13 protein-coding genes are annotated in these 21,600 nt (G+C 70.5%); 2 read left to right on the top strand and 11 right to left on the bottom strand.

The genetic code is table 11. The annotated features are described in order from the left end of the window. Window positions 1–2: 2 nt before the first annotated feature. From rhaI to MIAR_RS10870, 11 genes are all read right to left on the bottom strand, one after another. The gene (rhaI, locus tag MIAR_RS10925; RefSeq protein ID WP_285635375.1) at window positions 3–1,166 is read right to left on the bottom strand and encodes an L-rhamnose isomerase; all 1,164 of its coding nucleotides are present in this window, start codon (window positions 1,164–1,166) and stop codon (window positions 3–5) included. After that, a complete protein-coding gene (locus MIAR_RS10920; protein ID WP_285635372.1) occupies window positions 1,163–1,513 on the bottom strand; it encodes an L-rhamnose mutarotase in 351 nt (116 codons plus the stop codon). The genes rhaI and MIAR_RS10920 overlap by 4 nt, the downstream gene beginning before the upstream one ends. 118 nt (window positions 1,514–1,631) lie before the next feature. Next, window positions 1,632–7,919 (bottom strand): rhamnogalacturonan lyase family protein, encoded by a 6,288-nt coding sequence (locus MIAR_RS17500; protein ID WP_344288998.1) that lies wholly within the window; start codon window positions 7,917–7,919, stop codon window positions 1,632–1,634. Window positions 7,920–8,271: 352 nt separating this feature from the next. Next, window positions 8,272–10,464, bottom strand: a complete 2,193-nt coding sequence (locus tag MIAR_RS10905) for a beta-galactosidase (RefSeq protein WP_285635369.1) — start codon at window positions 10,462–10,464, stop codon at window positions 8,272–8,274. 8 nt (window positions 10,465–10,472) lie between these two features. Beyond that, complete coding sequence (locus MIAR_RS10900) at window positions 10,473–11,441, bottom strand: serine hydrolase domain-containing protein (protein WP_285635367.1); 969 nt, start codon at window positions 11,439–11,441, stop codon at window positions 10,473–10,475. Beyond that, a complete protein-coding gene (locus tag MIAR_RS10895; RefSeq protein WP_285635365.1) occupies window positions 11,441–13,192 on the bottom strand; it encodes a glycoside hydrolase family 35 protein in 1,752 nt (583 codons plus the stop codon). The genes MIAR_RS10900 and MIAR_RS10895 overlap by 1 nt, the downstream gene beginning before the upstream one ends. A gap of 180 nt (window positions 13,193–13,372) precedes the next feature. Next, on the bottom strand, window positions 13,373–14,473 hold the full coding sequence (locus tag MIAR_RS10890) for a mandelate racemase/muconate lactonizing enzyme family protein (protein WP_285635362.1): 1,101 nt from the start codon (window positions 14,471–14,473) through the stop codon (window positions 13,373–13,375). After that, window positions 14,470–15,369 carry a 5-dehydro-4-deoxyglucarate dehydratase gene (locus MIAR_RS10885; protein WP_285635359.1) on the bottom strand — a complete coding sequence of 300 codons (900 nt, stop codon included), beginning with the start codon at window positions 15,367–15,369 and terminating at the stop codon, window positions 14,470–14,472. Before MIAR_RS10885 ends, MIAR_RS10890 begins: the two co-directional genes overlap by 4 nt. Then, window positions 15,366–16,289 (bottom strand): NAD-dependent epimerase/dehydratase family protein, encoded by a 924-nt coding sequence (locus MIAR_RS10880; protein WP_285635356.1) that lies wholly within the window; start codon window positions 16,287–16,289, stop codon window positions 15,366–15,368. Before MIAR_RS10880 ends, MIAR_RS10885 begins: the two co-directional genes overlap by 4 nt. Continuing rightward, window positions 16,286–17,623: a Gfo/Idh/MocA family protein gene (locus MIAR_RS10875; protein ID WP_285635760.1), complete on the bottom strand. Its 1,338-nt coding sequence runs from the start codon at window positions 17,621–17,623 to the stop codon at window positions 16,286–16,288. The genes MIAR_RS10880 and MIAR_RS10875 overlap by 4 nt, the downstream gene beginning before the upstream one ends. Before the next feature lie 121 nt (window positions 17,624–17,744). Continuing rightward, on the bottom strand, window positions 17,745–18,734 hold the full coding sequence (locus MIAR_RS10870; protein WP_285635354.1) for a LacI family DNA-binding transcriptional regulator: 990 nt from the start codon (window positions 18,732–18,734) through the stop codon (window positions 17,745–17,747). A gap of 91 nt (window positions 18,735–18,825) precedes the next feature. Between MIAR_RS10870 and MIAR_RS10865 the strand changes: the two genes are divergently transcribed. Next, window positions 18,826–20,697: an ABC transporter ATP-binding protein gene (locus tag MIAR_RS10865; protein WP_285635351.1), complete on the top strand. Its 1,872-nt coding sequence runs from the start codon at window positions 18,826–18,828 to the stop codon at window positions 20,695–20,697. Continuing rightward, window positions 20,694–21,590, top strand: coding sequence for a DUF6807 domain-containing protein (locus MIAR_RS10860; RefSeq protein ID WP_285635348.1), 897 nt, complete (start codon window positions 20,694–20,696; stop codon window positions 21,588–21,590). Before MIAR_RS10865 ends, MIAR_RS10860 begins: the two co-directional genes overlap by 4 nt. The last annotated feature ends 10 nt before the right edge of the window (window positions 21,591–21,600 follow it).

Genomic DNA, 21,600 nt, shown 5'->3' with positions numbered 1-21,600 from the left:
GCTCAGGCCCCCCAACCTGCCTGCACGCCGCCGACCCGGTCGGCCGCGATCCGCTCCAGGTAGCCGGATGCCGCGAACGCCGCCATCGGGTCTGCAGGCAGTCCGCGCGACTCGCGCCACTCGGCCAGCGCCGGGCGCACGTCCGTGTAGAAGGCGTCCATGAACACGGCATTGGCGCCGAGCACGTCGCCGGTCTTCTGCGCTGCGGCGAGAGCCTCGCGGTCGACCAGCAGCGCGCGGGCGGTCATCTCCTGCACGTTCAGCACCGAGCGGATCTGCCCGGGGATCTTGTCCTCGATGTTGTGGCACTGGTCGAGCATGAACGCCACGTCGGGGTTGTTCAGGCCGCCGCCGCGGACGACCTCGAACAGGATGCGGAACAGCTGGAACGGGTCGGCGGCACCGACGATCAGGTCGTCGTCGGCATAGAAGCGCGAGTTGAAGTCGAACGACCCGAGCTTTCCCAGCCTCAGCAGCTGCATGACGATGAACTCGATGTTCGTGCCGGGGGCGTGGTGACCGGTGTCCAGGCACACCATCGCCTTCTCGCCCAGGGTGGAGACCTGGGCGTAGCTCGTCCCCCAGTCGGGGACGTCGGTGTGGTAGAACGCCGGCTCGAAGAACTTGTACTCCAGCACCAGCCGCTGGTCGTCGCCGAGGCGCGCGTAGATCTCGCGGAGCGACTCGTTCAGCCGATCCTGGCGACCGCGCATGTCGGCCTGGCCCGGATAGTTCGAGCCCTCGGCCAGCCAGATCTTGAGATCGCGACTGCCGGTGGCATCCATCACGTCGATGCACGCCAGGTGGTGGTCGATGGCCTTGCGGCGCACCGCGGCGTCCTCATGCGTGAGGGCGCCGAACTTGTAGTCCTCGTCCTGGAACGTGTTTGAGTTGACCGTGCCGAGCTTCACGCCGAGGTGTTCGGCGTGCTTGCGCAGGTCGCCGAAGTCGCACGTGTCCCAGGGGATGTGCAGAGCCACGCTGGGCGCCAGCGCGGTGTGCTTGTGCACCTGCGCGGCATCCGTGATCTTCTCGAACGGGTCGCGGGGCGTGCCGGGGGTGCGGAACACGCGGAACCGGGTGCCGGAGTTGCCGAACGCCCAGGAGGGGAGCTCGATCGACTGCTGCTCCAGCTCGGACAGGATCTCGGGGGTGAGGATGCTCATGATTCGGTGCTTTCTGCTGCGGCGAGCTGTGTCTCGAGGTGGAAGACTTCGGTGAGCGGCGTGGCCGCCTGGTCGGGACGCCCTTCGAGGCCGACGAAGAACCGCGCCATCTCGGCCTCCCACCGGGCGGCGACCTCCGACGCCGCGAGGTAGGCCTGCGCGGCGGCATCGTCGTCGGTCTCGTAGTACCCGAACAGCACACCTCCCGGCGCGAGGAAGAGCGAGTAGTCGCGGCGGCCGGCGGCGGCGATCTCCGCCAGCATCTCCGGCCATACCGGGGAGTGCCGTGCGAGGTACTCGTCGAGCAGTTCGGGCCGCACCTGCAGCTGGAACCCGACTCGGGTCATGGTGACGTCCTCTCACATCGATGTGATGGTCCGATGTCTCTTGAATCGTTTCATGTAAACATATCCGGGGTCGGATCGCCCTGTCAAGCGATCCGACCCCGGAGTGCGTCCTGCGTTCTCAGCGCACCGTGACGGTCACCGCCTTCGACTTCGTGGCACCGGCCGCGTTGATGAACTCGGCGACGTACTCGTACGTCCCGCGGGCGCGTCCGGTGACCGCCGTGCTCGCGTGCTGGGCGTTCGGCGAGGCCGCGACCAGGGTCTGCTCGTCGATCACCTTGCCGTTCTCGTACAGCCGGTACGAGGTGGCGTTGGTGCCCCACCAGAGATCGGCCGACACGGTGTAGTCGCCGTTCCTGTCCCAGTTGTCGTGACTGAGCACGGGCACGCCGGGCGCGGCATCCTTCACCTTCACGGTGACCGACGTCGTCGCTGTGCTGCCCTTCGCGTTGATGAGCTCGCCGGTGTAGACGTAGGTGCCGTTCTGCTTGCCGCTCACCGCGACCGTGGTCAGCTGCGCCTTCGGGGAGTTCGCGTCCAGCAGCGTGGTCGAGATCAGCACGCCGTTCTCGTAGAGCTTGAACACCGCGCCGTTCACACCGCTCCACAGATTCATCGACACGGTGTAGTCGCCGTCGTGCAGCCCGGTCTCCCAGCCGGAGTCCGTGGAGAGCACGCCCCGACCCGGAGCCGACGTGGCGCCCTCGTCCTCGAACACCAGCAGCGAGACGGATGCCCTGGTGACCAGCCCGTCATGATTGACGGCGTTCACCGTCAGCGTGTGCGGGCCGACCAGGCCGTCGAGCGGGAGCACCTGCCCCGGTGCGACGGGCTCGCCGTCGAACGCGACGTCGAGGTTGCGCACGCCGGACTCCGGATCGGAGGCCGTGACCCCCACCGTGAACGACGCGGAGCTTGCCAGCAGCGCACCGTCCTCCGGAAGACCCGCCAGGACGGGGGCCGTGGTGTCGGTCGCACCGGTGTGGTCGCCGGTCACCGCGATCCGCGGCGCCGCGGGCTGCTCCATCCCCTCGCCGAGGAAGAAGCTGGTCTGCGGCGGCTGGTTGTAGCCGGTGTTCTGCCAGGCGACCGACAGGCGGTACACCGGGTCGTGCATCAGCGTGCGCAGGCGCAGATCCGTGGCATCCGTCGTCGAGTAGATCCGCAGCTCGCTGGAGTCATCCGACCGCCACGCGATCTCCTCGCGCCAGTCGCCGAACAGGTCGGCCTGCAGGCTCGGGTTGCCCTTCGTGTCGTTGTTCGTGCGGGCTCCCTCCGCCTTCAGGATCACATCGGACTGCTCGGTCTCCCAGTTCCACTTCGACACGGTCGGCACGCCGTTGCGGGTGTCGGTGTCGAAGTCGTGGTCGACGATCTCCCGCAGCGGGTCGCCGTCGAACCAGGCGAGGAAGTTCGCCGCCGGGATCTTCTCGGAGATCAGCTCGCCCGTGGCCGACTTCAACTGACCGACCGGGGAGTTCCATGCGGCGTCGCCGCCCACGGCCCAGCCCTCAGCGCCCTCGTACCGCGGGTCGATGTCTGCGGCGGCCGCGCGCCCGGTGTCCTTCGTGGCCGGGATCGACCACAGCACCTCGCCCGTGCGGGCGTCGCGCATGGTCGCGCCTCGGTTGCCGGAGGCATGCATCTCCTCGTGCGCGGCGAACACCTCCAGGCCCGGACGGGACGGGATCAGGTCGGACACGTGCAGCGCGTCGCCGTGGCCGAGGCCCGTCGAGTACAGCAGAGTGCCGTCGTCGTTCACCGTCGCCGAGCCGTAGACGATCTCGTCCTTCTGGTCGCCGTCGACGTCGGCCACCGACAGGTTGTGGTTGCCCATCCCGTAGAACCCCTCGTTGCCGGGGTCGTTCGAGTCGAGCACCCACCGCTGCACGAGCTTGGAGCCGTCGAAGTCGTAGGCCGCCATCACCGCGCGGGTGTAGTAGCCGCGACTGAAGATCGCGCTCGGGTGCTCGCCGTCGAGGTACGCGGTCGCCGCCAGGAAGCGGTCGACCCTGTTTCCGTAGGTGTCACCCCAGGCGCCGACGTCGCCGCGCGCCGGCACGTAGTCGATCGTGTCGACCGCCCTGCCCGTCGCACCGTCGAACACCGTCAGGTACTCCGGGCCGGTGAGCACGTAGCCCGAGCTGTTCCGGTAGTCGGCGCTGGCGTTGCCGATCACCTGGCCCGTGCCGTCGATCGTGCCGTCGGCGGTCTTCATGATCACCTCGGCGCGGCCGTTGCCGTCGTAGTCGAACACCTGGAACTGCGTGTAGTGCGCGCCGGCCCGGATGTTCGCGCCGAGATCGACCCGCCACAGCCGGGTGCCGTCCAGCCGGTAGGCATCCAGGAAGACATTGCCGGTGTAACCGGACTGCGAGTTGTCCTTGGAGCGGGACGGGTCCCACTTCACGAACAGCTCGTACTGCCCGTCGCCGTCCACGTCGCCCACGCTCGCGTCGTTCGCGCGGTACGTGATCGGCTGGCCGTCCTTGGAGTACGTGTCGGCCGGCCGGTCCAGCGGCACGGAGAGGTAGTCGCCCTTCTGCACGCCGAACGTCTTGGTGACGGTGACCTCGCGGCCGTCCAGCACGCTCGTGACGAAGTACTGCGAGTCCGCCGAGCCCTTCTTGTCGAGGTAGTTCGTCGAGCTCGTGATCGGCTCATCCGTGATGCGCTTGCCGTCCCGGTAGACGTGGAAGGCGATCGCGTCGGGGTCGGTCCCCAGCATCCGCCAGCTCACCAGCGTTCCGTCGGCGGTGCTCACCGCGACCGGCGCGCGATCCAGGTACTCGGCCTGGCGCTGCAGCACGGTGGCTGCGTCCGTCGTCAGCTGATCGGATGCCTTTCCTGCACCGCCCGCGTTCACCGGGACCACCGTGTAGTGGTACGGGATGGTGGTGAGGACGCTGTTGTCGGTGAAGTGATTGGTCGAGGCGAACCCAGCGAGCTCACCGCGCTCGCCGGCGATCTCGGACCGGAACACCATGGCGTACAGCGCGGTGCTCGGCTGCTCCCAGGAGAGTTCGATCTCGCGCTTCTCGAGCCGATCCACGGCGAGCCCCGTCGGGGCGGACGGGGCGGCGACGTCGGGGTCGACGAACGAGACGGGGACGGATGCCGAGGGCACCGACTCCAGTCCGGTCTGGTCGACCGCGGTGACGTAGTACGTGTAGTCCAGGCCGATGCGCGCCGTGGTGTCGGTGAATGACGCCGTCGTGGTCTCGCCGACCTTCGTCGCCTTCTTCTCGAACTCCGAGGTGCGGTAGACGTTCCACGTGACGTCGGAGTCGGTCGTCCACTCCAGCTGCACCGCCGGTGCGGCCGGGTCGGCGTTGATGTCGGCGACCTTCAGGCCGGCTGGTCCGAGCAGGATCGGCGTGATCTCCAGACCGTTCAGGCGGGTGCCCGCTGCGGCGCCGTAGACGCGGATGTTCAGCTGCCCGTCGGTGACCAGCGCGGGACCGCGGACGGACTCGTTGACGGAGCCCTTCCCGGCATTGCCGGAACCGAAGGCCTTGCCCTCGATGTCGAAGCTCGTCTTCGTGGATCCGATCCAGTCGCCCGAGTACGTCTTGACGGAGTAGGTGCCGTTCGGCACGTCGAGCTTGAACTCGCTGGAGTCGCCGGGGAGGACGAAGTCGCGCAGCAGGTCGTTCGAGCCCTCGGCGGCGCCGCGGTCACGGCCGGCCGTCGAAGGAAGCGCGGTCGCGAACCCGTATCCGGCCTCCTTGCTGTACGCGTCATCCGGGTTCACCTCGGTGTAACCGGCCATCAGCGGGTTGCCGGCGAGCTGGAAGTCGAACTTCCACTTCGCCTTCTTGGTGGTGAAGGTGACCGTGTTCGATGCCTCGGAGGTGCCGCGGCCGTTGACGGCGAACACCCGGTAGCGGTAGCCGGTGCCCTCGGCGAGCCCCTGCACGATCGCACTGGTCTGCGTCGTCGTGGTCACCAGCGACCAGACCTGGTCGGGGTCGGCGACCGCCTGACGCTCGATCCGGTAGATGTCGGCGGTCGGGGCCTGCTGCCACTGCAGCACCGCTCCCGCGTTGGACACCGAGCCGGCGACGAGTCGCTCGGGTGCAGGCGGCACGGCGGCCGGAGGTGCGATGTCCTCGACCTTCGCAGCGAGCGGGTCGTCGATCTCGGCGTAGTCCTGGGCGATCAGGCGGGCCATCTGGATGGCGCCGTACTCCTGGAAGTGGGTGTCGTCCTGCGTGCCGGACGGACGGTTCGGGAAGATGCCCGGGTCGACCCACAGGAACACCGACTTGGCGGCCTCCGCGCCGATCTCGTTCAGGTAGGCGCGGCTGGAAGCCGACAGATCGACGAGCTCCACGCCCTCCTCGGCCGCCAGCTCCTTCATCTTGTCGACGTACTCGGGGAAGCTGATGTTGGCGAGGCCCGTGGTGGCGTCGAAGCTGCGGCGGGAGACCGGGGTCACCAGCACCGGCGTGGCGCCGCGCTGGCGCGCGCCGTGCACGTAGGTGCGCAGGTACTCCTTGTAGTCGGCCGGCGATGCGTAGCGGTCGTCGACGCCCTGCGTGGCGTCGTTGTGCCCGAACTGGACGAACAGGTAGTCGCCGGGTCGGATGCCGCGCAGGATGTCGTCGAGCCGTCCCTGCGTGATGAAGTTCTTCGAGCTGCGGCCTCCGATCGCGTGGTTGCTGAAGGCGACGCCGTCGCTGAAGAACCGATCGATCATCTGCCCCCACCCGGCTTGGGGTGCGTACGCCGCGGCGTCGTAGGTCTGCACCGTCGAGTCGCCCGCGATGTACACGGTGGGCAGCGCACCGGCGAGGCGCGCCTGCTGCCGGGTGATCGTGACCGCGTCCAGAGCGGCGGCCGAACCGTCGATCTTGAGCGAGAGCACACCGTCGACCAGTGCGATCGGGAACGCCATCTCGAGATACTCGCCGGCGGGCTTGGCGGTGGTCTGCACCTTCGCCATCCCCTCGGCGGTGACGGAGATCTCGCTGGCGGCGGTCGCATCGCCGGCGATGAGGTTCACGGTGTAGTCGCCGGCTCCGAGCTTGACCTCGAAGGTGCCGCCCTGTGCCGCGACGTGGTCGCCGCGCAGCGGGTCGTCCCCGCCGCGGTCCACATCCGGGGCATCCGAGGTCGGCGCGGTGCTGAAGCCGTAGCCCCACTCGTCGGAGTACGCGGTCGTCGACGTGACCCCGAGGGCGCCGTCGGCCACCACCCCGGGGCCGAAGTCGAACACGACCTGGTCGCCTGCAGGGAGGGGCGCGGGCGCGGTGTAGACGGGCGAGACGACCGGAGCGGATGCCTCGGACGATCCGGCCGCATTGCGCGCGGTGACGCGGTAGGACCACGACGCGGTGGTGTCCGCCTCGTCGAGGTAGGACACCGACGTGGTGGTGGCGATGGCCGTGAAGACGCCATCGGCGCCGGCGCGCTCGAGGACGTACTCCTCGGCGTTCGCCGCGGCGCTCCAGCTGAGGCTGACGGAGGTCTTGGAGACCTTCGTCACGGTCAGATCGGCGGGGGTGGCGGGCGCTGCCAGAGCGGGGATGACGCCGCTGCGCACCGGCTCGGTCCGTGCGGAGGTGACGCCGTAGGAGTTCACCGCCTGGACGGCGTAGGCGAAGGAGTCACCCTCCGTGACATCCGAGTCGGTGAGGGTGGTCTTGTCCGTCTCTGCGATCTGCCGGAAGTCGCCGACGGCGTCGCCGGTGACGGGTGCGCGGAGCACGCGATATGCGGATGCCCCGTCAGCGGCGGCCCAGCTGAGGTCGACGGCGTTCCAGGCGACGCGGGCGAGGGTGAGGCCGGCGGGCACTGCAGGCACGACCGGAGTGACGACGAGGCCGTTCACGTAGGCGCCGAGTCCGCTACCCGTGAAGCCGAGGGTCAGCTGCCCGTCCTCGACGGCGGTGCGGAACGTCTGGGTGGTGGTGGCGGCCTTGTCCGTGGTCATGCGGGTCTGCGCGACCCCTTCCAGGGAGACCGTGGCGTTCGTGCCGGAGGTCCCGGCGAGAGCGTCGCCGATCGAGACGGTGACGTCGTACTCGCCCTTCGGCACGCCGTCGAGCAGGAAGCCCCAGTCGGTGCCCGCGACGAAGTCCTCGGCGACCGGGTCGGCGGGGGTGCGGTTGCCGGTGCGGTCGCGGTCGAAGAGGCTGACGCCATCCGCCGTGGTCACGCCCCAGCCGGCGTCGGCCGTGTACAGCGAGCTCGTGAGCACCTGCTGGTAGCCGTCGGCGACGGGACTGGATGCCGTGCCGAAGTCGAACCGCCAGCTGCCGTCCTGCGCGGGCGCGAGCGTGGCCGCGGCGGGGGCGGCCGTGAGCGCGGCGCCGATGACGGCGGCGACCGTGGCCGCGGCGAGCGTGCAGTGTGTTCGTCGTGCGAAGAGCGGTCGTGCAGAACGTGTGGAATGGTCCACGGTTCCTCCTTGGGCGTCTCTGACAAAGGGGTTCCGGCGTGCACCGCAGCATCGTGGAGCACGTCGAAGGAACCGGGGCGCGTACGGACTCGGCCACGGATGGAGCGGCTGGAAAACGTATTCCCAGCTGCTTCCGATGATCCTTGCACGAGCTCCACAGGTTGAGCAAGCGTTTTCTGACACGTTTCAAAGAATCGCGCGAAACCGTTGTGCAACGTTGGAGCCATCCGTTACCGTCGGTACGGCTCGCGACGTCGAACAGGCCGGCCGAGCTCTCGGACTCCCGCCGCCGATGCGTTACGGACCGCGTCGGCGGCGGGTTCGCGCACCGGACGCGGGTGCGGGCGGCGGCTCAGCTCACGACGGCGGATGAGCTCCGGGTGCGCAGTCGCACCGAGCGGACGGCGCCCCGTGCGGCATCCGCTCTGCTCTGCCGTACGTTCTCCGGCAGCCACACCGTGCTCTCCTGCGAGAGCGGCAGCACATGCAGACTCAGGGTGCTGCCGGCATCCGCACCGACGTCGCGCAGGGACACCGACCAGCGCGTGCCGTCCCAGAAGCGATCGTCGACCGTCGCGCCGTCGACGCGCAGCTGGGCCACATCGCCCGCCCAGTCGATGTCGAGCAGCGCATCGCCGTCCCACACCGGCAGGTCGAGTCGGAACACGGCGGCGACTGAGTCGAAGACCTCCGCCGCAGGCGCGCTGTGCCGCTGACCACCGAAGCCGTGGTCGGCTGGGACGTCTCCGGCCTCTCTGACCGTGCGGATCCCCACCGGCGCGGCATCCGAGGGCCGGTCGACCGGAGTCTCCACCCAGCTGCGCGTGGCGGCGTCGAAGCGGCGCAGGCGGGTGGCGTCGAGCGCCTCGACGTGCGAGCCGTCCCACAGCAGCTGCCCGTCGCAGAGCCACAGCTCGTCGCCGAGCACCCAGGCATCTGCGGTGTCGGCGAGGACGAGCAGCGTGACCCCGCCGATCTCGTGAAGCCCTGGTGTCACGACGCGCGGCTCCTCATGGGCGACGGCGACCTCGACCGGGATGCCCGGGTCGGCGGCCAGCACCAGGACGCCGTCCGGCAGAACCGTCAGAGCGGATGCCGTGGCCCACCGCAGCCGCGCATCCCCGACGCGCAGTCCCACCGGCCAGCGTGCGATCGTGCCAGCCGGGATGTCGATCGGGGTGCGGGGGAGCAGCAGTGCCTCGTCGTCGAGCTCGACCCGCAGCTGCACGCCGCGCACAGGCTGCACCGGGATGTGCGGCTGATGATGCGTGATCACGCAGAACCCCTCAGAGCCGTCCGAGCGCAGTGCCCAGCGCAGCGTCGTGGCGTCGTCGAGACCGTCGGCCCGCAGCTCGGGGAGGGTCGAGGTCATGCCGCCGAGACGGTCTCCGAATGCCGAGAGGAACGCATGCTGGGCGCGCAGCAGCGCGGCGGATCCGTGCAGATCGCCGGACTGCCCGATCGGGGCGCGGAAGTCGTAGCTCCACTCGGTCATGTCGTTCGGGTAGCCCGTCGCCTGCGTCTCCTGCAGACCGGGGCCCGGGTTCCGCCCGCCGACGTACATGTAGTACCCCTGCCAGGCCGACCCGTTGCCGATCTTCCCGTGCGCGAGAGCGGCCACGTCGCGGCCGCTGAGCACCGGGCGCCGGTGATAGGCGGTGGCCATGCCACCGCCGAGTTCGCACGTCGCGGGCGGGAAGCCGCGCAGCAGAGCGGCGGTGTCGGGGGATGCCCCGGATGCTGCCGCATCGAAGCCCTGTGCGGCCCGCACGTCGGCGCCGACGCCGGGGTCGTCCCAGACGTGCGAGGGGAAGTAGTGCGCGCGGAACGACGGATCCCAGTCGTCCTGCGGGTCGGCCCAGAAGCCGTCGCCGTAGCCGCCGAACAGCGGCATGACCTCGCCGGCGGGCAGGTCGGCCCCGCCCCAGGCTGTCGCGGTCCACAGCGGTGCCGACATTCCGGCCTCACGTGCCAGGCGCTTGAGCGTGACCAGGTGGCCGGGGCGGTCGTAGAGCTCGTTCTCGAGCTGGATCGCCAGCACGGGCCCGCCGGGGCGGGCGCGCCCGTCCAGATGCGCGGCGAGCTGTGCGAACCACTCCGCCACGAGTTCCAGGTAGCGCGGGTCGTCGCTGCGGTGCTCGACCCCGGCATCCTGCACCCAGTCGGGGAAGCCGCCGTTGCGCGCCTCGCCGTGCGCCCAGGGACCGATCCGCAGCACCACGCCGAGCCCGGCCGCGGCGCACTCGTCGATGAACGCGGCGACGTCGAGAGCGCCGTCGAAGTGCGCGGTTCCTCGACGAGGGGAGTGGTGCAGCCAGAGCACGTAGGCGGATGCCAGCGTCACCCCGTTCGCACGCATCTGCCGCAGCCGCTCACCCCACCGTTCCCGGGGAAGGCGGCTGAAGTGGATCTCTCCCGAGACCGGAACGAACGGCACACCGTCGCGCAGCACGGCGCGGTCGGTCACGGTGATCCCGAGTGCCGCCTCCGCAGGCTCGGGCAGGGCACTGGGGGAGGCGTCGACGGGCCAGCCGCGGTGTCGCACGACGTGGATCATCGGCCCGCGACCACGGCGTTGTCGAGCTGGTCGGCATCGACGCCCTCGCGCACCGCTCGGTTCGTCAGCAGCACCCAGCACAGGCCCGCGCCCGGGTGCACCCAGAACTCCGTGCCCGCCCAGCCGCCGTGCCCGTACGTGTCCTGGTCGATGAGGCCTGGCGCACGGGAGCGCAGGTTGAACGTGAAGCCCCAGTCCTGTCCCCGCTCCACGGGGTACGGCTCGAGTCGCGGGATGTCGCCGGTGAGCGGGCGCAGCATCATGTCCAGCGTCGCGGGAGCGAGGATGCCGTCGGTTCCGCCGGCGTGGATGCGCAGCAGCTCGGCACCGATGCGCAGCAGGTCCTCGGCGCGCCCGAGCAGGCCCGCTCCGGGAGCGCGGGTGGCGCGGAAGCGATCCAGATCGAGTCCGCCGGCGGCGGCATCCGGGATGTCCATCGAGCCCTCGTGGTCGAGCGTGAGGCCGTCGGCGCCGACGGTCGCCGCCCACTGCCGGGTGTCGTCGTCCCAGGTCGTGCCGGTGGCCTGCTCGGTGAGTGCGGCGATGCCCTCGAAGGCGAGCGTCGAGTACCGGGATGCGGTGCCGGCGGCGAAGTCGCGGCCCCGGGTGAGCAGCTCCGTGCGCAGCGGCACCTCGGTGTCGAGCGGTGGCTCGGTGATGCCGGACGTGTGGCTGACCAGATGGCGCAGACGCACCACGTCGTCGCGGTTCGCCCCGAAGTCCGGCAGGGCGGATGCCAGAGGCGTTTCGAGCGTGAGCCGCCCGCGCTCGACCGCCCGTGCGGCGGTGATGCCGGTGAGCACCTTGGTGATCGAGAACAGCGGGTAGACGGCACCCGTCGGGGCCCCGAACCCGTCGAGCGCGACGATCCCGTCAGTGGTGGCGACACCGAGCACGGCCGTGGGCAGCCTCTCGGCCTCGACGTGCCGGCGCGCCCAGTCGAAGGCTGCGGAGTACGCGGACATCACTCCACCTCGTGGCCGAGGTCGGGGCGGGCGAGGAAGCGCGCGGTGGCGTCGGTCATCGCCTCCAGCTCGACGACGACGATCTCGTTCCGGCCCGCGCGCGTGACAGGACCGGGCACGTAGAGCGTGCGCTGCGGTCCTCGGCGCCAGTACCTGCCGAGGAAGAAGCCGTTGACCCAGGCGTAGCCCTTCCCCCAGCCGGCGGTGTCGAGGAAGAGATCCGTGGCCTCGTCGAGATCGAACCCGGCGCGCAGGCCCACGGGGCCCGCGACGCGTCCGCTTGCGACGGGCGTCGCGTCAGCAGCATCCGACACGGCCGCGCCCAGCGCCGGAACGTCGAAGGTGCGCACGCGCCAGGGTCCGTCGAGCGGTGTCCCGTCGATCAGCGGCGAGCCGATCAGGCCCTTCGCCTCGCCGATCTTCTGGTCGTAGTTGACCCGGCCGGTCTCCTCCACCAGCATCCGCAGGGTCCGTCCCCCGGGCACCGCGAGCGACAGGTCGCCGATGCCGCGCTGCAGGCGGCCGACCGGTGCGCCGTCGCGCTCGACCCAGGCGTAGTCCCGCACCTCGGCCTCGAGCACGCCGGAGCCTGCGGCATCCGTCGTGTACTCGACCAGCACGACGTCGGAGCCGAGCTCATCCATGGTCGGAGGCGTCGGGAATCCGCCGCGATCGACGGCCACCAGCTCGAGGGTATCTCCGACGGACTCGAAGGCGGCCGACGGCGTAGGGGCCTCGACCGGTTCGACGGCGGGCAGATCCGGCACCGGGGCGTGCTTGGCGATCACCTCGCGGAAGGCGTGGAACTTCTCGGTCAGATCGCCGGACTCGCTGATGGGAGAGTCGTAGTCGTAGCTCGTCACCATCGGCAGGTAGCGGCCGGAGTCGTTCGCGCCGTTCGTCAGGGCGAAGTTCGTGCCGCCGTGCACCATGTAGATGTTGACGGATGCCCCTGCCGCCAGCAGCCGGTCCAGATCGGCGGCGCTGTCGGCGAACGCGGTGGTGTGGTGCTTCTCGCCCCAGTGGTCGAACCAGCCGCACCAGAACTCCATGCACATCAGCGGACCGGTGGGCTGGAACTCCCGCAGGGTGGCGAGGCGCTCGTCGATCCGGCTGCCGAACGAACCGGTCATGTGCAGCTCGGGGTGCGCGCCGCCCTGCAGCATGTGCGGGATGGGCTGGTCCACCTGGGTGAGGGGCACCGTGATGCCGTTGTCGCGGGTCGTGCGGATCAGCGCCTCGAGATAGTCCTTGTCGGCGCCGTACGCGCCGTACTCGTTCTCTATCTGCACGAGGATCACGCTGCCGCCGCGGTCGATCTGACGCGGTGCGACGATCGCGTTGACCTTCTCGAGGTAGGCGGTCACCTCGGCGAGGTACGCCGGGTCGCTGCTGCGCAGTCGCATGCTCTTGTCGGCGGTCAGCCACGTCGGCAGGCCGCCGTTGTGCCACTCGGCGCACACATACGGACCGGGCCGCACGATCGCGTGCATCCCCTCCTCGGCGATGATGTCGAGGAAGCGCCCGAGGTCGACGTCGCCGTCCTCGCGCCAGTGGCCCTTCACAGGTTCGTGCGCGTTCCACGCGACGTAGGTCTCGATCGCGTTCAGCCCCATCAGCCGCGCCTTGCGGATGCGGTCGCGCCACAGGTCGGGGTGAACACGCGGGTAGTGCATGGCGCCGGAGATGATCCGGTGCGGGGCGCCGTCGAGCAGGAAGTCGGTCTCGCCGATCGTGAAGCGGGAGGTCATGCGCTCAGCGTATCGGAAAGCGCTTTCTGAGCGACAGCCCCGGACGGGAGTCTGCCCTTCGGTTTCGGGTGCGTGCCCCAGAACAGGAGGATCGCTCAGAACAGGACGATCCGGCGCAGGATCCTCCTGTCCCCGGCGTTCGTCCTGTTCTCGATGACGTCGGGCCGCGGGGAGTGGCGCTCAGCGACCCGGCAGTGAATTCCGGAATCGGATGCCGAGGCCGAGATGCGGCACCTCGCTCAGCCGCCCCGCGGCGATCGCCACCGGTGAGGGATCGGCGAGGGCGCCGAGATCTCCGAACCCGGCCTCCTCCACGTCCTCGGCCCAGGGTTCCGCGACGGTGCCGGGAAGAGCCAGTGCGAGCTGACCCGACAGCTCCGGCAGCAGGTGCGGATGCACGGCGGCACCGTGCTCGCCGGCGAGGTCGGCGATGCGCAGGAACGGCGTGATGCCGCCCACGCGCACGATGTTCGGCTGCACGATCTGCGCGGCGCCCGCCCTCAGGAAGTCGCCGAATCGATGCGTGTTGTGCAGGTTCTCGCCCAGGGCGATCGGCACCCGGCTGGATGCCGCCAACCGGCGGGCGAGCTCGGTGTGGCCGGCGAGGTCGTCGGCGCGCAGGGGCTCCTCGATCCACGCGAGGTCGAACGCAGACAGCGCCTCGATGGAGCGGGTTGCGCGGTCCAGATCCCAGCGCTGGTTCGCGTCGATCATCAGCTCGCGATCCGGGCCCAGCGCCTCGCGCACAGCCGCCACGCGCTCGAGGTCCTCGTCCAGTGACGGCTTGCCCACCTTGATCTTGACGGCGCCGAATCCGGCATCCGTCCACCGCCGCACCTGCGCGATCAGTTCCTCCAGCGAGTAGTGCAGGTTCACGCCCGAGCCGTAGGCGCGCACGGAGTCGCGCCGCCGGCCGAGCACGCCGGACACGGGCAAGGACTCCGCGCGCGCCTCGGCATCCCACAGTGCGAGGTCGAGCCCCGCGAGGGCGATCGTGGTCACGCCTCCGCCGCCGGCCTCGTGCAGGTGCTCCCAGAGCCCCTGCCAGGTCTCACCGGGCACCGCCGAGCGCCCGATGGCAGCCGCGGCGATGTCGTGCGCGATCAGCGCGTGCACGGCCTCGGCGCCGATCTGCGGCGTCCACGAGAATCCCCAGCCCTCGGCCCCGTCGGACCGGACGACGTGCGTCGCGATGACGCCCACCGAGGTCACGCCCGCCGCCCAGGGCCGCGTGAGCGGCACCCGCAGCAGCCGGGCGTCCAGCCGCGAGATCGTGCTCACAGCAGTGCGCGTCCGGCCTCGAGGATCGCCGCCAGGCGCGCCTCCTGCTCGGCGGTCGGGTCCACCAGCGGGGCGCGGACGGATCCGACCGCGAGACCCTGCAGGCGAAGCCCGGCCTTGATCAGCGAGACGCCGAATCCCGGAGTCTCGTCGCGCAGCGCGACCAGCGGCCGGTAGAAGCCGTCGAGCAGTTCGAGGCGCCGACCCTCGTCGCCCTCGACATAGGCGCGGTAGTAGGCGTTCGCCACTTCGGGGATCATCGCGAACGCCGCGGAGGAGTACAGCGGGATGCCGAGACCGCGGTACGCGGCCTGCGTGAGCTCGGCGGTGAGCAGGCCGTTGAAGAACGCGAAGTCCTCGCGGCCCTCCTCGGTGACCGCCCGCACGATGAGCTGGGCGGCGCCCACATCCCCGGTGCCGTCCTTGAAGCCGACCACGCGCGGGTTGCGCGCGAGCCGGCGCATGCTCTCCACCGAGTACTGCGCAGCACCGCGGTGGTAGACGATCACCGGGAGCTCGGATGCCGCGGCGATCTGCTCCACGTACGAGACGAGCCCGTCCTGCGTGCCGCCCACCAGGTACGGCGGCAGCACGAGCAGGCCGTCGGCCCCGGCATCGGCTGCGGCGGTCGCCACCTCGATGGCATGACCGAGCGTGCCGCCCGTGCCGGCGATCACCGGCACGCGACCGCTGACCGTCGCGGTCGCGGTGCGCACGACGGAGGCCGCCTCGCCCGCCGAGAGCGCGTGGTACTCGCCGGTCCCGCAGGCGGGGAAGACGCCGCCCGCGCCCGCGGCGACGCCGCGCTCCACGTGCTGTGCGAACAGGTCGTGGTCGATCGCGCCGTTCTCGCTGAACGGGGTGACGGGGAAGAAGAGGATGCCGTCGAAGTTCATGCCGATGCTCCCAGGGTCTCTGCGTGGTCTGTCGATGCGAGTTCTGTGCGCCACGAGCGCTCGGGCCGCCAGCCCAGCAGGCGGCGGGCCTTGGCAGCGGAGAACGCGGGTGCGGTGCCGGTGAGCGCGGCGGCGAGCTCGCCCGAACCCGGCACGAACCGGGGGAGCAGCTCCGCCAGCGGCTCACGGGCCAGCGCGTCGTCGGCGCCGACGAAGAAGGTCTCGCCGTTCGGGATCTCGGGCATCGCCTGCAGCAGCGCGTCGGCGAAGGCCGCGACGTCGCGCGCATCGACGTAGTTGAACAGGGCCGGGGCGGAGAGCGCGGGATCGTCCAGACGTTCCCGCACCGTGTGGCCCTGCTGGGTCGGGGCGCCGTCCCATTCCTCCGGGGCGATCACGTAGCAGGGGCGGAATGCGGCGAAGCGGATGTCGTCGCGCTGCCGCTGCAGCATGGCGAGGGTCTGCTCGGCGAGGTGCTTGGAGAGGGCGTACGCATTCGACGGTGCCGGCGTCGTCCGCTCGTCCAGCGGAAAGCGGTCGGGCAGCCAGCCCGGCGCCCCGTAGCCGAGCACGGTGGGGCTGGATGCTGCGACCACGCGGCCGATGCCGGCCTGCACGGCGCCGCCGAGCACGCTCATCGCCAGGGCGGCGTTGGTGCGCAGGATCACGTCCTCCGGCGCGCTGAACGGCACGGCGATCGCCGCGAGATGGATCACGGCGTCGGCCTTCGCCTCGCGCAGAGCGGATGCCGTGGCATCCGCGTCCGTCAGGTCGACGGCACGCTGCTCGGCGTCGGCGAGCTGCGGTGCCTCCGACACCGCACGGTCCAGGGAGAGCACGTCGTGGCCGCGCTCCGCGAGTCCTGCGACCAGGCTGCGTCCGAGCCGCCCGGCGCCGCCGGTGACGACGATGCGGCTCATCGCACGGCGGGCTTCTCGAGCAGGCGGATGCCGAGTTCCTCGACCCGCACCGGCAGGCCGGTCTCCAGCGAGCGGTTGCCGGCGATGCCGACGGCGATCGAGCGGATCCCGTCAGTCCAGTCGGCCGGGCGGGACAGCGGGTCATCGCCCGGGCCCACGAACACGTCGCTCAGCAGCAGCGCGTCGCCGCCGCCGTGCCCGCCGGTGCCGCTCGGGATCGGGACCTCGCGCGCCTCCTGCCAGTGCTTCTGCACGATCAGGCGCTCGCCCTCGGGGCGCAGGCTCGTGATGCCGTCGGAACCGGACAGGCTCGGGTCGATCGCGGGGTGCAGCCCGTCGCCGGCGAGCACGGCGCCCCGCTCCACGACCTCGAGCTCGGCGCGGCCGAGCGTGCCGTTCACCGCCACGCGATAGCCCTCCCAGGGGGAGTGCGCGTTGAGCGAGTACGAGAGCGTCGCGCCCGATGCGTAGTCGACGACCAGGGCGAGGTTGTCCTCGATCGTGATCCCCTCGCCGAACACGTCGCGGTCGCGCAGGTAGCCGTCGTGCTGCTCGGCGTCCAGGTACAGGGCGGACAGCTGCGAATCCTTGCGCAGGTCCAGCTCGAAGAGGTCTCCGCCGTCGTGGCTGCCGCGGGCGGGGCGCTCGCCGAGGCCGCGCGCCGCGGCGTTCTCCGCGCCGTAGAAGCGCAGGCCGCCCGAGGCGAAGATCCGCGTGGGCTGCGAGCGGAGCCACCAGTTGACCAGGTCGAAGTGGTGACTGGCCTTGTGCACCAGCAGACCGCCGGAGTGCTCCTTCTCCCGGTGCCAGCGGCGGAAGTAGTCGGCGCCGTGGTTGGTGTCGAGCATCCAGTGGAAGTCGATCGAGGTGATCTCGCCGATCTCGCCGTCCTGCAGCACCTGCCGCAGCGCGCTGTTGCGCGGGGAGTACCGGTAGTTGAAGGTGAGCACGACGTTGCGACCGGTGCGCTCCACGGCCTCTTCGATGCGGGCCGCGCTGGGGGCGTCGATGGTGAGGGGCTTCTCGACGACGACGTCCGCGCCGGCCTCCAGCGAGCGCACGATCAGTTCGGCGTGCAGGTCGTCGCGGGAGCAGATGATCACCCGGTCGACGCGCTCCTCGCGGATCAGGGTCTCCAGCTCGTCGGGTGCGCCGATGCGCGGGGCGGGTTCCCCGGCGTCCACCACGGTGCGGGCGTGGAACGCGGCGCGAACCGGGTTCGGTTCGCAGATCGCGACCAGCTCGGCGCGCTCGCGGTGGGCGCCGACGATCGCGCCGACGTACATCTGCGCGCGGGCGCCTGCGCCGGCGAGGGCGTAGCGAAGACGGGGCATCATCACTCCAGACTGTGCGGACGAGTCGCCGGGCGAGCGACCTCAGGAAACGTTTTCTCAGCGTAGCACGGAGCACTTCCGCAAGCCGATCGGATGCGGTGATCCACCGCATCCACGCCCCTCAGAGCCGCGCGGGACCAGTGCTCTCGCGGATCACGACCGCCGGTGCGAACGTCTCGTCCGCACGCGGCTCCTCACCGGACAGCAGCGCGTGCATCGCCGCCCAGGCGCTGCGTCCGAGCTCGGCGGCCGGCACCGCAGCGGTGGTCAGCGGCGGCGACGTGTAGGCCGCGAACGGGATGCCGTCGAAGCCGGCGATCGACAGGTCGTCCGGCACGCGGATTCCCTGCGCGGTGACGGCGGACAGCAGTCCCATCGCCACCAGGTCGTTGAAGGCGAGCACGGCGGTGGCACCGCTCGCGAGCACGGCATCCGCTGCCGCGGCTCCGCTGTCGAAGTCGACCCCCGCGGGGATCTCGACGACCTCCAGCTCGGCGTCCGCGCGGGTGGCGGCGGTGATCGCGCGCAGGCGCGCCTCGCCGGAGGCGCTGGCGACCGCGCCGGAGAGGAACGCGATCCGCGTGTGCCCGAGATCGCGCAGGTGGTCGATGAGCTCGGTGATCGCGATGCCGTAGTCGGCGGACACGGTGGGCGCCTCGGTCAGCGGGGGACGGTTGATCACGACCGCCGGGGCGATGCCGGGCAGCAGGGCGGACAGCTCCTGCTGCGGCATGCGCGGCGCGCAGAGGATCACGCCGTCGGTGCGCCGGCGGGTGGTCGACGCGATCTCCCGCTCTTCATGCACCTGCTCCTCGGTGTCAGAGATCAGCACGTGGTAGCCGTCCTTCGCCGCCGCATGGCTGAGGCCGCGCAGGATCGCCTGGAACGTCGGGTTGGCGAGATCGGGGATCACGACCGACACCGTCTGGGTGCGACCGAGAACCAGGCTGCGGGCGAGCGGATTCGCCGTGTAGCCGAGGCGCGCCGCCACCTCGCGCACGCGCCCGGCGAGGACGGGGTCCACGGTCGGGTTGCCGTTCATCACGCGGGAGACGGTCGACAGCGAGACGCCCGCCTCGCGGGCGACCTCGGTGATCTTCACCCGTGGCATCCGTCCTCCTGTCGTCGGGTCGAGCCTAGCTTTCGGTGCCGTCGTCCCCGGATCTTGTCGTCGCATCCTGCTCGGTCCTACGATGGAACCTATGCCCCAGAAAGCGCTTTCCGACCCGGCTGCGCTCATCGACGGACAGCATCCGACCCGTTCCGTCATCCGCCTGATCGCACGGCGTCCCTGGCGCCTGGCCGTCGCCGTGCTGGCGTTCGCCGTCAAGGAGATCCCGGTGTGGTTCCTGCCGGTCATCACCGCGGCGATCATCGACATCGTCGCCTCGCACGGCGACGTCACGGGCGTGCTCTGGTGGTTCGCGCTGGCCGCCCTGCTGCTCGTGCAGAACTATCCGAACCACCTGATCTACACGCGCAGCTTCATGACCGTGGTGCGCGACCTCGGCGCCGACCTGCGCAATGCCCTCACCGCGCGGCTGCAGAGCCTCTCCATCGGCTACCACACGCGCGTGAGCGCCTCGATCGTGCAGACCAAGCTGGTCCGCGACGTCGAGAACGTCGAACTCATGCTGCAGCAGGTCACGCACCCGCTGCTGTCCTCGACGATGGTCATGCTCGGCGCGCTCACCATGACCGCGATCGCCGTGCCGCAGTTCCTGCCGGTGTACGCGCTGGCGGTGCCGATCGCGATCGGCATCCGCTACGGCATGCGCAAGCGCTCGCAGCTGCGCAACGAGGAGTTCCGCCGCGAGATCGAGATCCTGTCCGCGCGCGTCGGTGAGATGGCATCGCTGATCCCCGTGACCCGCGCGCACGGCCTCGAGCAGACGGCCATCACCCGGGTCGCCGACGGCGCCGACGGCGTGCGCCGCGCGGGTCTGGATCTGGATCTGCTCAACGGCAGGGTCGCCTCGATCTCGTGGGTCGCGATGCAGCTGCTCGGAGTCGCCTGCCTCATGCTCGCCGCGGTGTTCGCGATCACCGGCATCCTGCCGATCTCGCCCGGCGAGGTCGTGATGCTCTCGACGTACTTCACGCTTCTCACGGGCGGTCTCACCCAGCTGCTCATGCTCATCCCCGTCGGCGCTCGCGGCCTGGAGTCCGTGCGCTCGATCTCCGAAGTGCTGCAGGAGCCCGACGTCGAGCAGAACTCCGGCCGGCGGGTCGTCGGCCGCGTCGACGGCGAGATCGTGCTGGATGCCGCCACGCACCGCTATCCGGATGCCGACGACGACGCGCTGCACGCGATCGACCTGCGCATCGCACCCGGCGACACGGTCGCCTTCGTCGGCTCATCGGGTTCGGGCAAGTCGACCCTGCTCAACCTCGTGCTCGGCTTCGTGCGGCCCAGCAGCGGGCGCATCCTCATCGACGGTCAGGACATGCAGGAGCTCGACGTGCGCACCGTGCGCCACTCGATCTCGGTCGTGCCGCAGGAGTCGGTGCTGTTCGAGGGCTCGATCTTCGACAACGTCACCTATGGGCTTCCGGATGCGACGCCCGAGCGGGTCGAGAGTGCGCTGCGGGATGCCAACGCGTGGGAGTTCGTGCGAGAGCAGCCGCACGGGTGGGACACCGTGGTCGGCGAGCGCGGCGCCCGGCTCTCCGGGGGACAGCGCCAGCGCCTCGCGATCGCCCGCGCGCTGGTGCGCGACCCGCGCATCCTGCTGCTCGACGAGGCGACGAGCGCCCTCGATCCCGAGTCCGAGGCGCTCGTGAAGGAGGCGCTCGAACGGCTGATGCGCGGGCGGACCACCCTGATCGTCGCCCACCGGCTCTCCACCGTCCGGCAGGCGGACCGCATCGTGGTCCTGGAGCACGGGCGCATCGTCGAGCAGGGGTCGCATGACGAGCTGATGGCGCTCGACGGCCGCTACGTGCAGCTGCACCGCGCCCAGAACGGCAGGCCGCCGGTGATCACGGGCGCGATCCCGCTGCCGACGACATCGGAAGCCGCACGCGACCCCGAGCCACAGGGCATGATCGTCCCCAGGGAGGCCCGCTCATGACACTCGCGCTCACGCGCACCGACGCCGCGCTCAGCATGACCGACGGCGAGACCGAACTGATGCGCTACGTCTTCGTGCCGGACACTCCCCAGCTCGAGGCACCCAAGCCCTACATCGACCCGATCCGCACCAGGGCCGGACGAGTGGTGAGCCTGTTCCGTCCCTGGGACCACGTCTGGCACAAGGGCATCGCCTGGTCGCTGCCGGTGGTCGGCGACGAGAACTTCTGGGGTGGGCCCACGTACCTGCGCGATCAGGGTTACGTGCAGCAGTCGAACGACGGCACGCAGCGGCACGTCGGCGTGGTCGCGTCGGCTGTGGAACACGAGGTGGCGACCTTCTCGCATGATCTGGAATGGGTCTCCGAGGGCGGCCAGCGCATGTTCACCGAGCGCCGGACTCTCTCCGCCCGTGTGCTCGACGACACGGCCTGGGCGCTCACCTTCGAGACGTCGATGACGAACAGCACGGACGGAACCATCGCGATCGGTTCGCCCACTACCCGGGGGCGCGAGAACGCCGGCTACGGCGGCCTGTTCTGGCGCGGACCGCGTTCCTTCACGGACGGCCTCCTCGTCACCGCGGAGGGGACGGGAACGGGCAGCGCGCTGCGCGGGCAGCGCCACGAGTGGATGGGGTACGAGGGCCGGCACGACGAGGTCGATGCCTCGTCCCTCGTGGTCATGGTCGATGCAGCATCCAACCCGCATCACCCGCCGCAGTGGTTCGCCCGCTCCGAGGAGTTCGCCGCGCTCAACCCCGCGCCCTTCTTCAGCGAAGAGGTGCAGGTGCGGGCAGGGGAGACGGTGTCGTTCCGGTACGCCGTCGGCGTCGCGGATGCCGGTGCCGCCGACGCCGCTCGCATCGCCGATGGGCTGCGGCCGCTGCTGTAGCCGGTCGTTC

The sequence above is a fragment of the Microbacterium arabinogalactanolyticum genome, from assembly GCF_030268005.1.
In the GTDB taxonomy this organism is placed as follows: domain Bacteria; phylum Actinomycetota; class Actinomycetes; order Actinomycetales; family Microbacteriaceae; genus Microbacterium; species Microbacterium arabinogalactanolyticum.
Note: the sequence above shows the minus strand (reverse complement) of the source record. Positions and strands in the feature narration are given on the sequence as shown.

Excerpts from the sequence above, each read along its gene's own strand:
- MIAR_RS10900 (WP_285635367.1), bottom strand. The coding sequence starts at position 11,441 with ATGTCCGCGTACTCCGCAGCCTTCGACTGGGCGCGCCGGCACGTCGAG.
- MIAR_RS10875 (WP_285635760.1), bottom strand. The coding sequence starts at position 17,623 with ATGCCCCGTCTTCGCTACGCCCTCGCCGGCGCAGGCGCCCGCGCGCAG.
- MIAR_RS10920 (WP_285635372.1), bottom strand. The coding sequence starts at position 1,513 with ATGACCCGAGTCGGGTTCCAGCTGCAGGTGCGGCCCGAACTGCTCGAC.
- MIAR_RS10880 (WP_285635356.1), bottom strand. The coding sequence starts at position 16,289 with ATGAGCCGCATCGTCGTCACCGGCGGCGCCGGGCGGCTCGGACGCAGC.
- MIAR_RS10870 (WP_285635354.1), bottom strand. The coding sequence starts at position 18,734 with ATGCCACGGGTGAAGATCACCGAGGTCGCCCGCGAGGCGGGCGTCTCG.
- MIAR_RS10885 (WP_285635359.1), bottom strand. The coding sequence starts at position 15,369 with ATGAACTTCGACGGCATCCTCTTCTTCCCCGTCACCCCGTTCAGCGAG.
- rhaI (WP_285635375.1), bottom strand. The coding sequence starts at position 1,166 with ATGAGCATCCTCACCCCCGAGATCCTGTCCGAGCTGGAGCAGCAGTCG.
- MIAR_RS10865 (WP_285635351.1), top strand. The coding sequence starts at position 18,826 with ATGCCCCAGAAAGCGCTTTCCGACCCGGCTGCGCTCATCGACGGACAG.
- MIAR_RS10860 (WP_285635348.1), top strand. The coding sequence starts at position 20,694 with ATGACACTCGCGCTCACGCGCACCGACGCCGCGCTCAGCATGACCGAC.
- MIAR_RS10895 (WP_285635365.1), bottom strand. The coding sequence starts at position 13,192 with ATGACCTCCCGCTTCACGATCGGCGAGACCGACTTCCTGCTCGACGGC.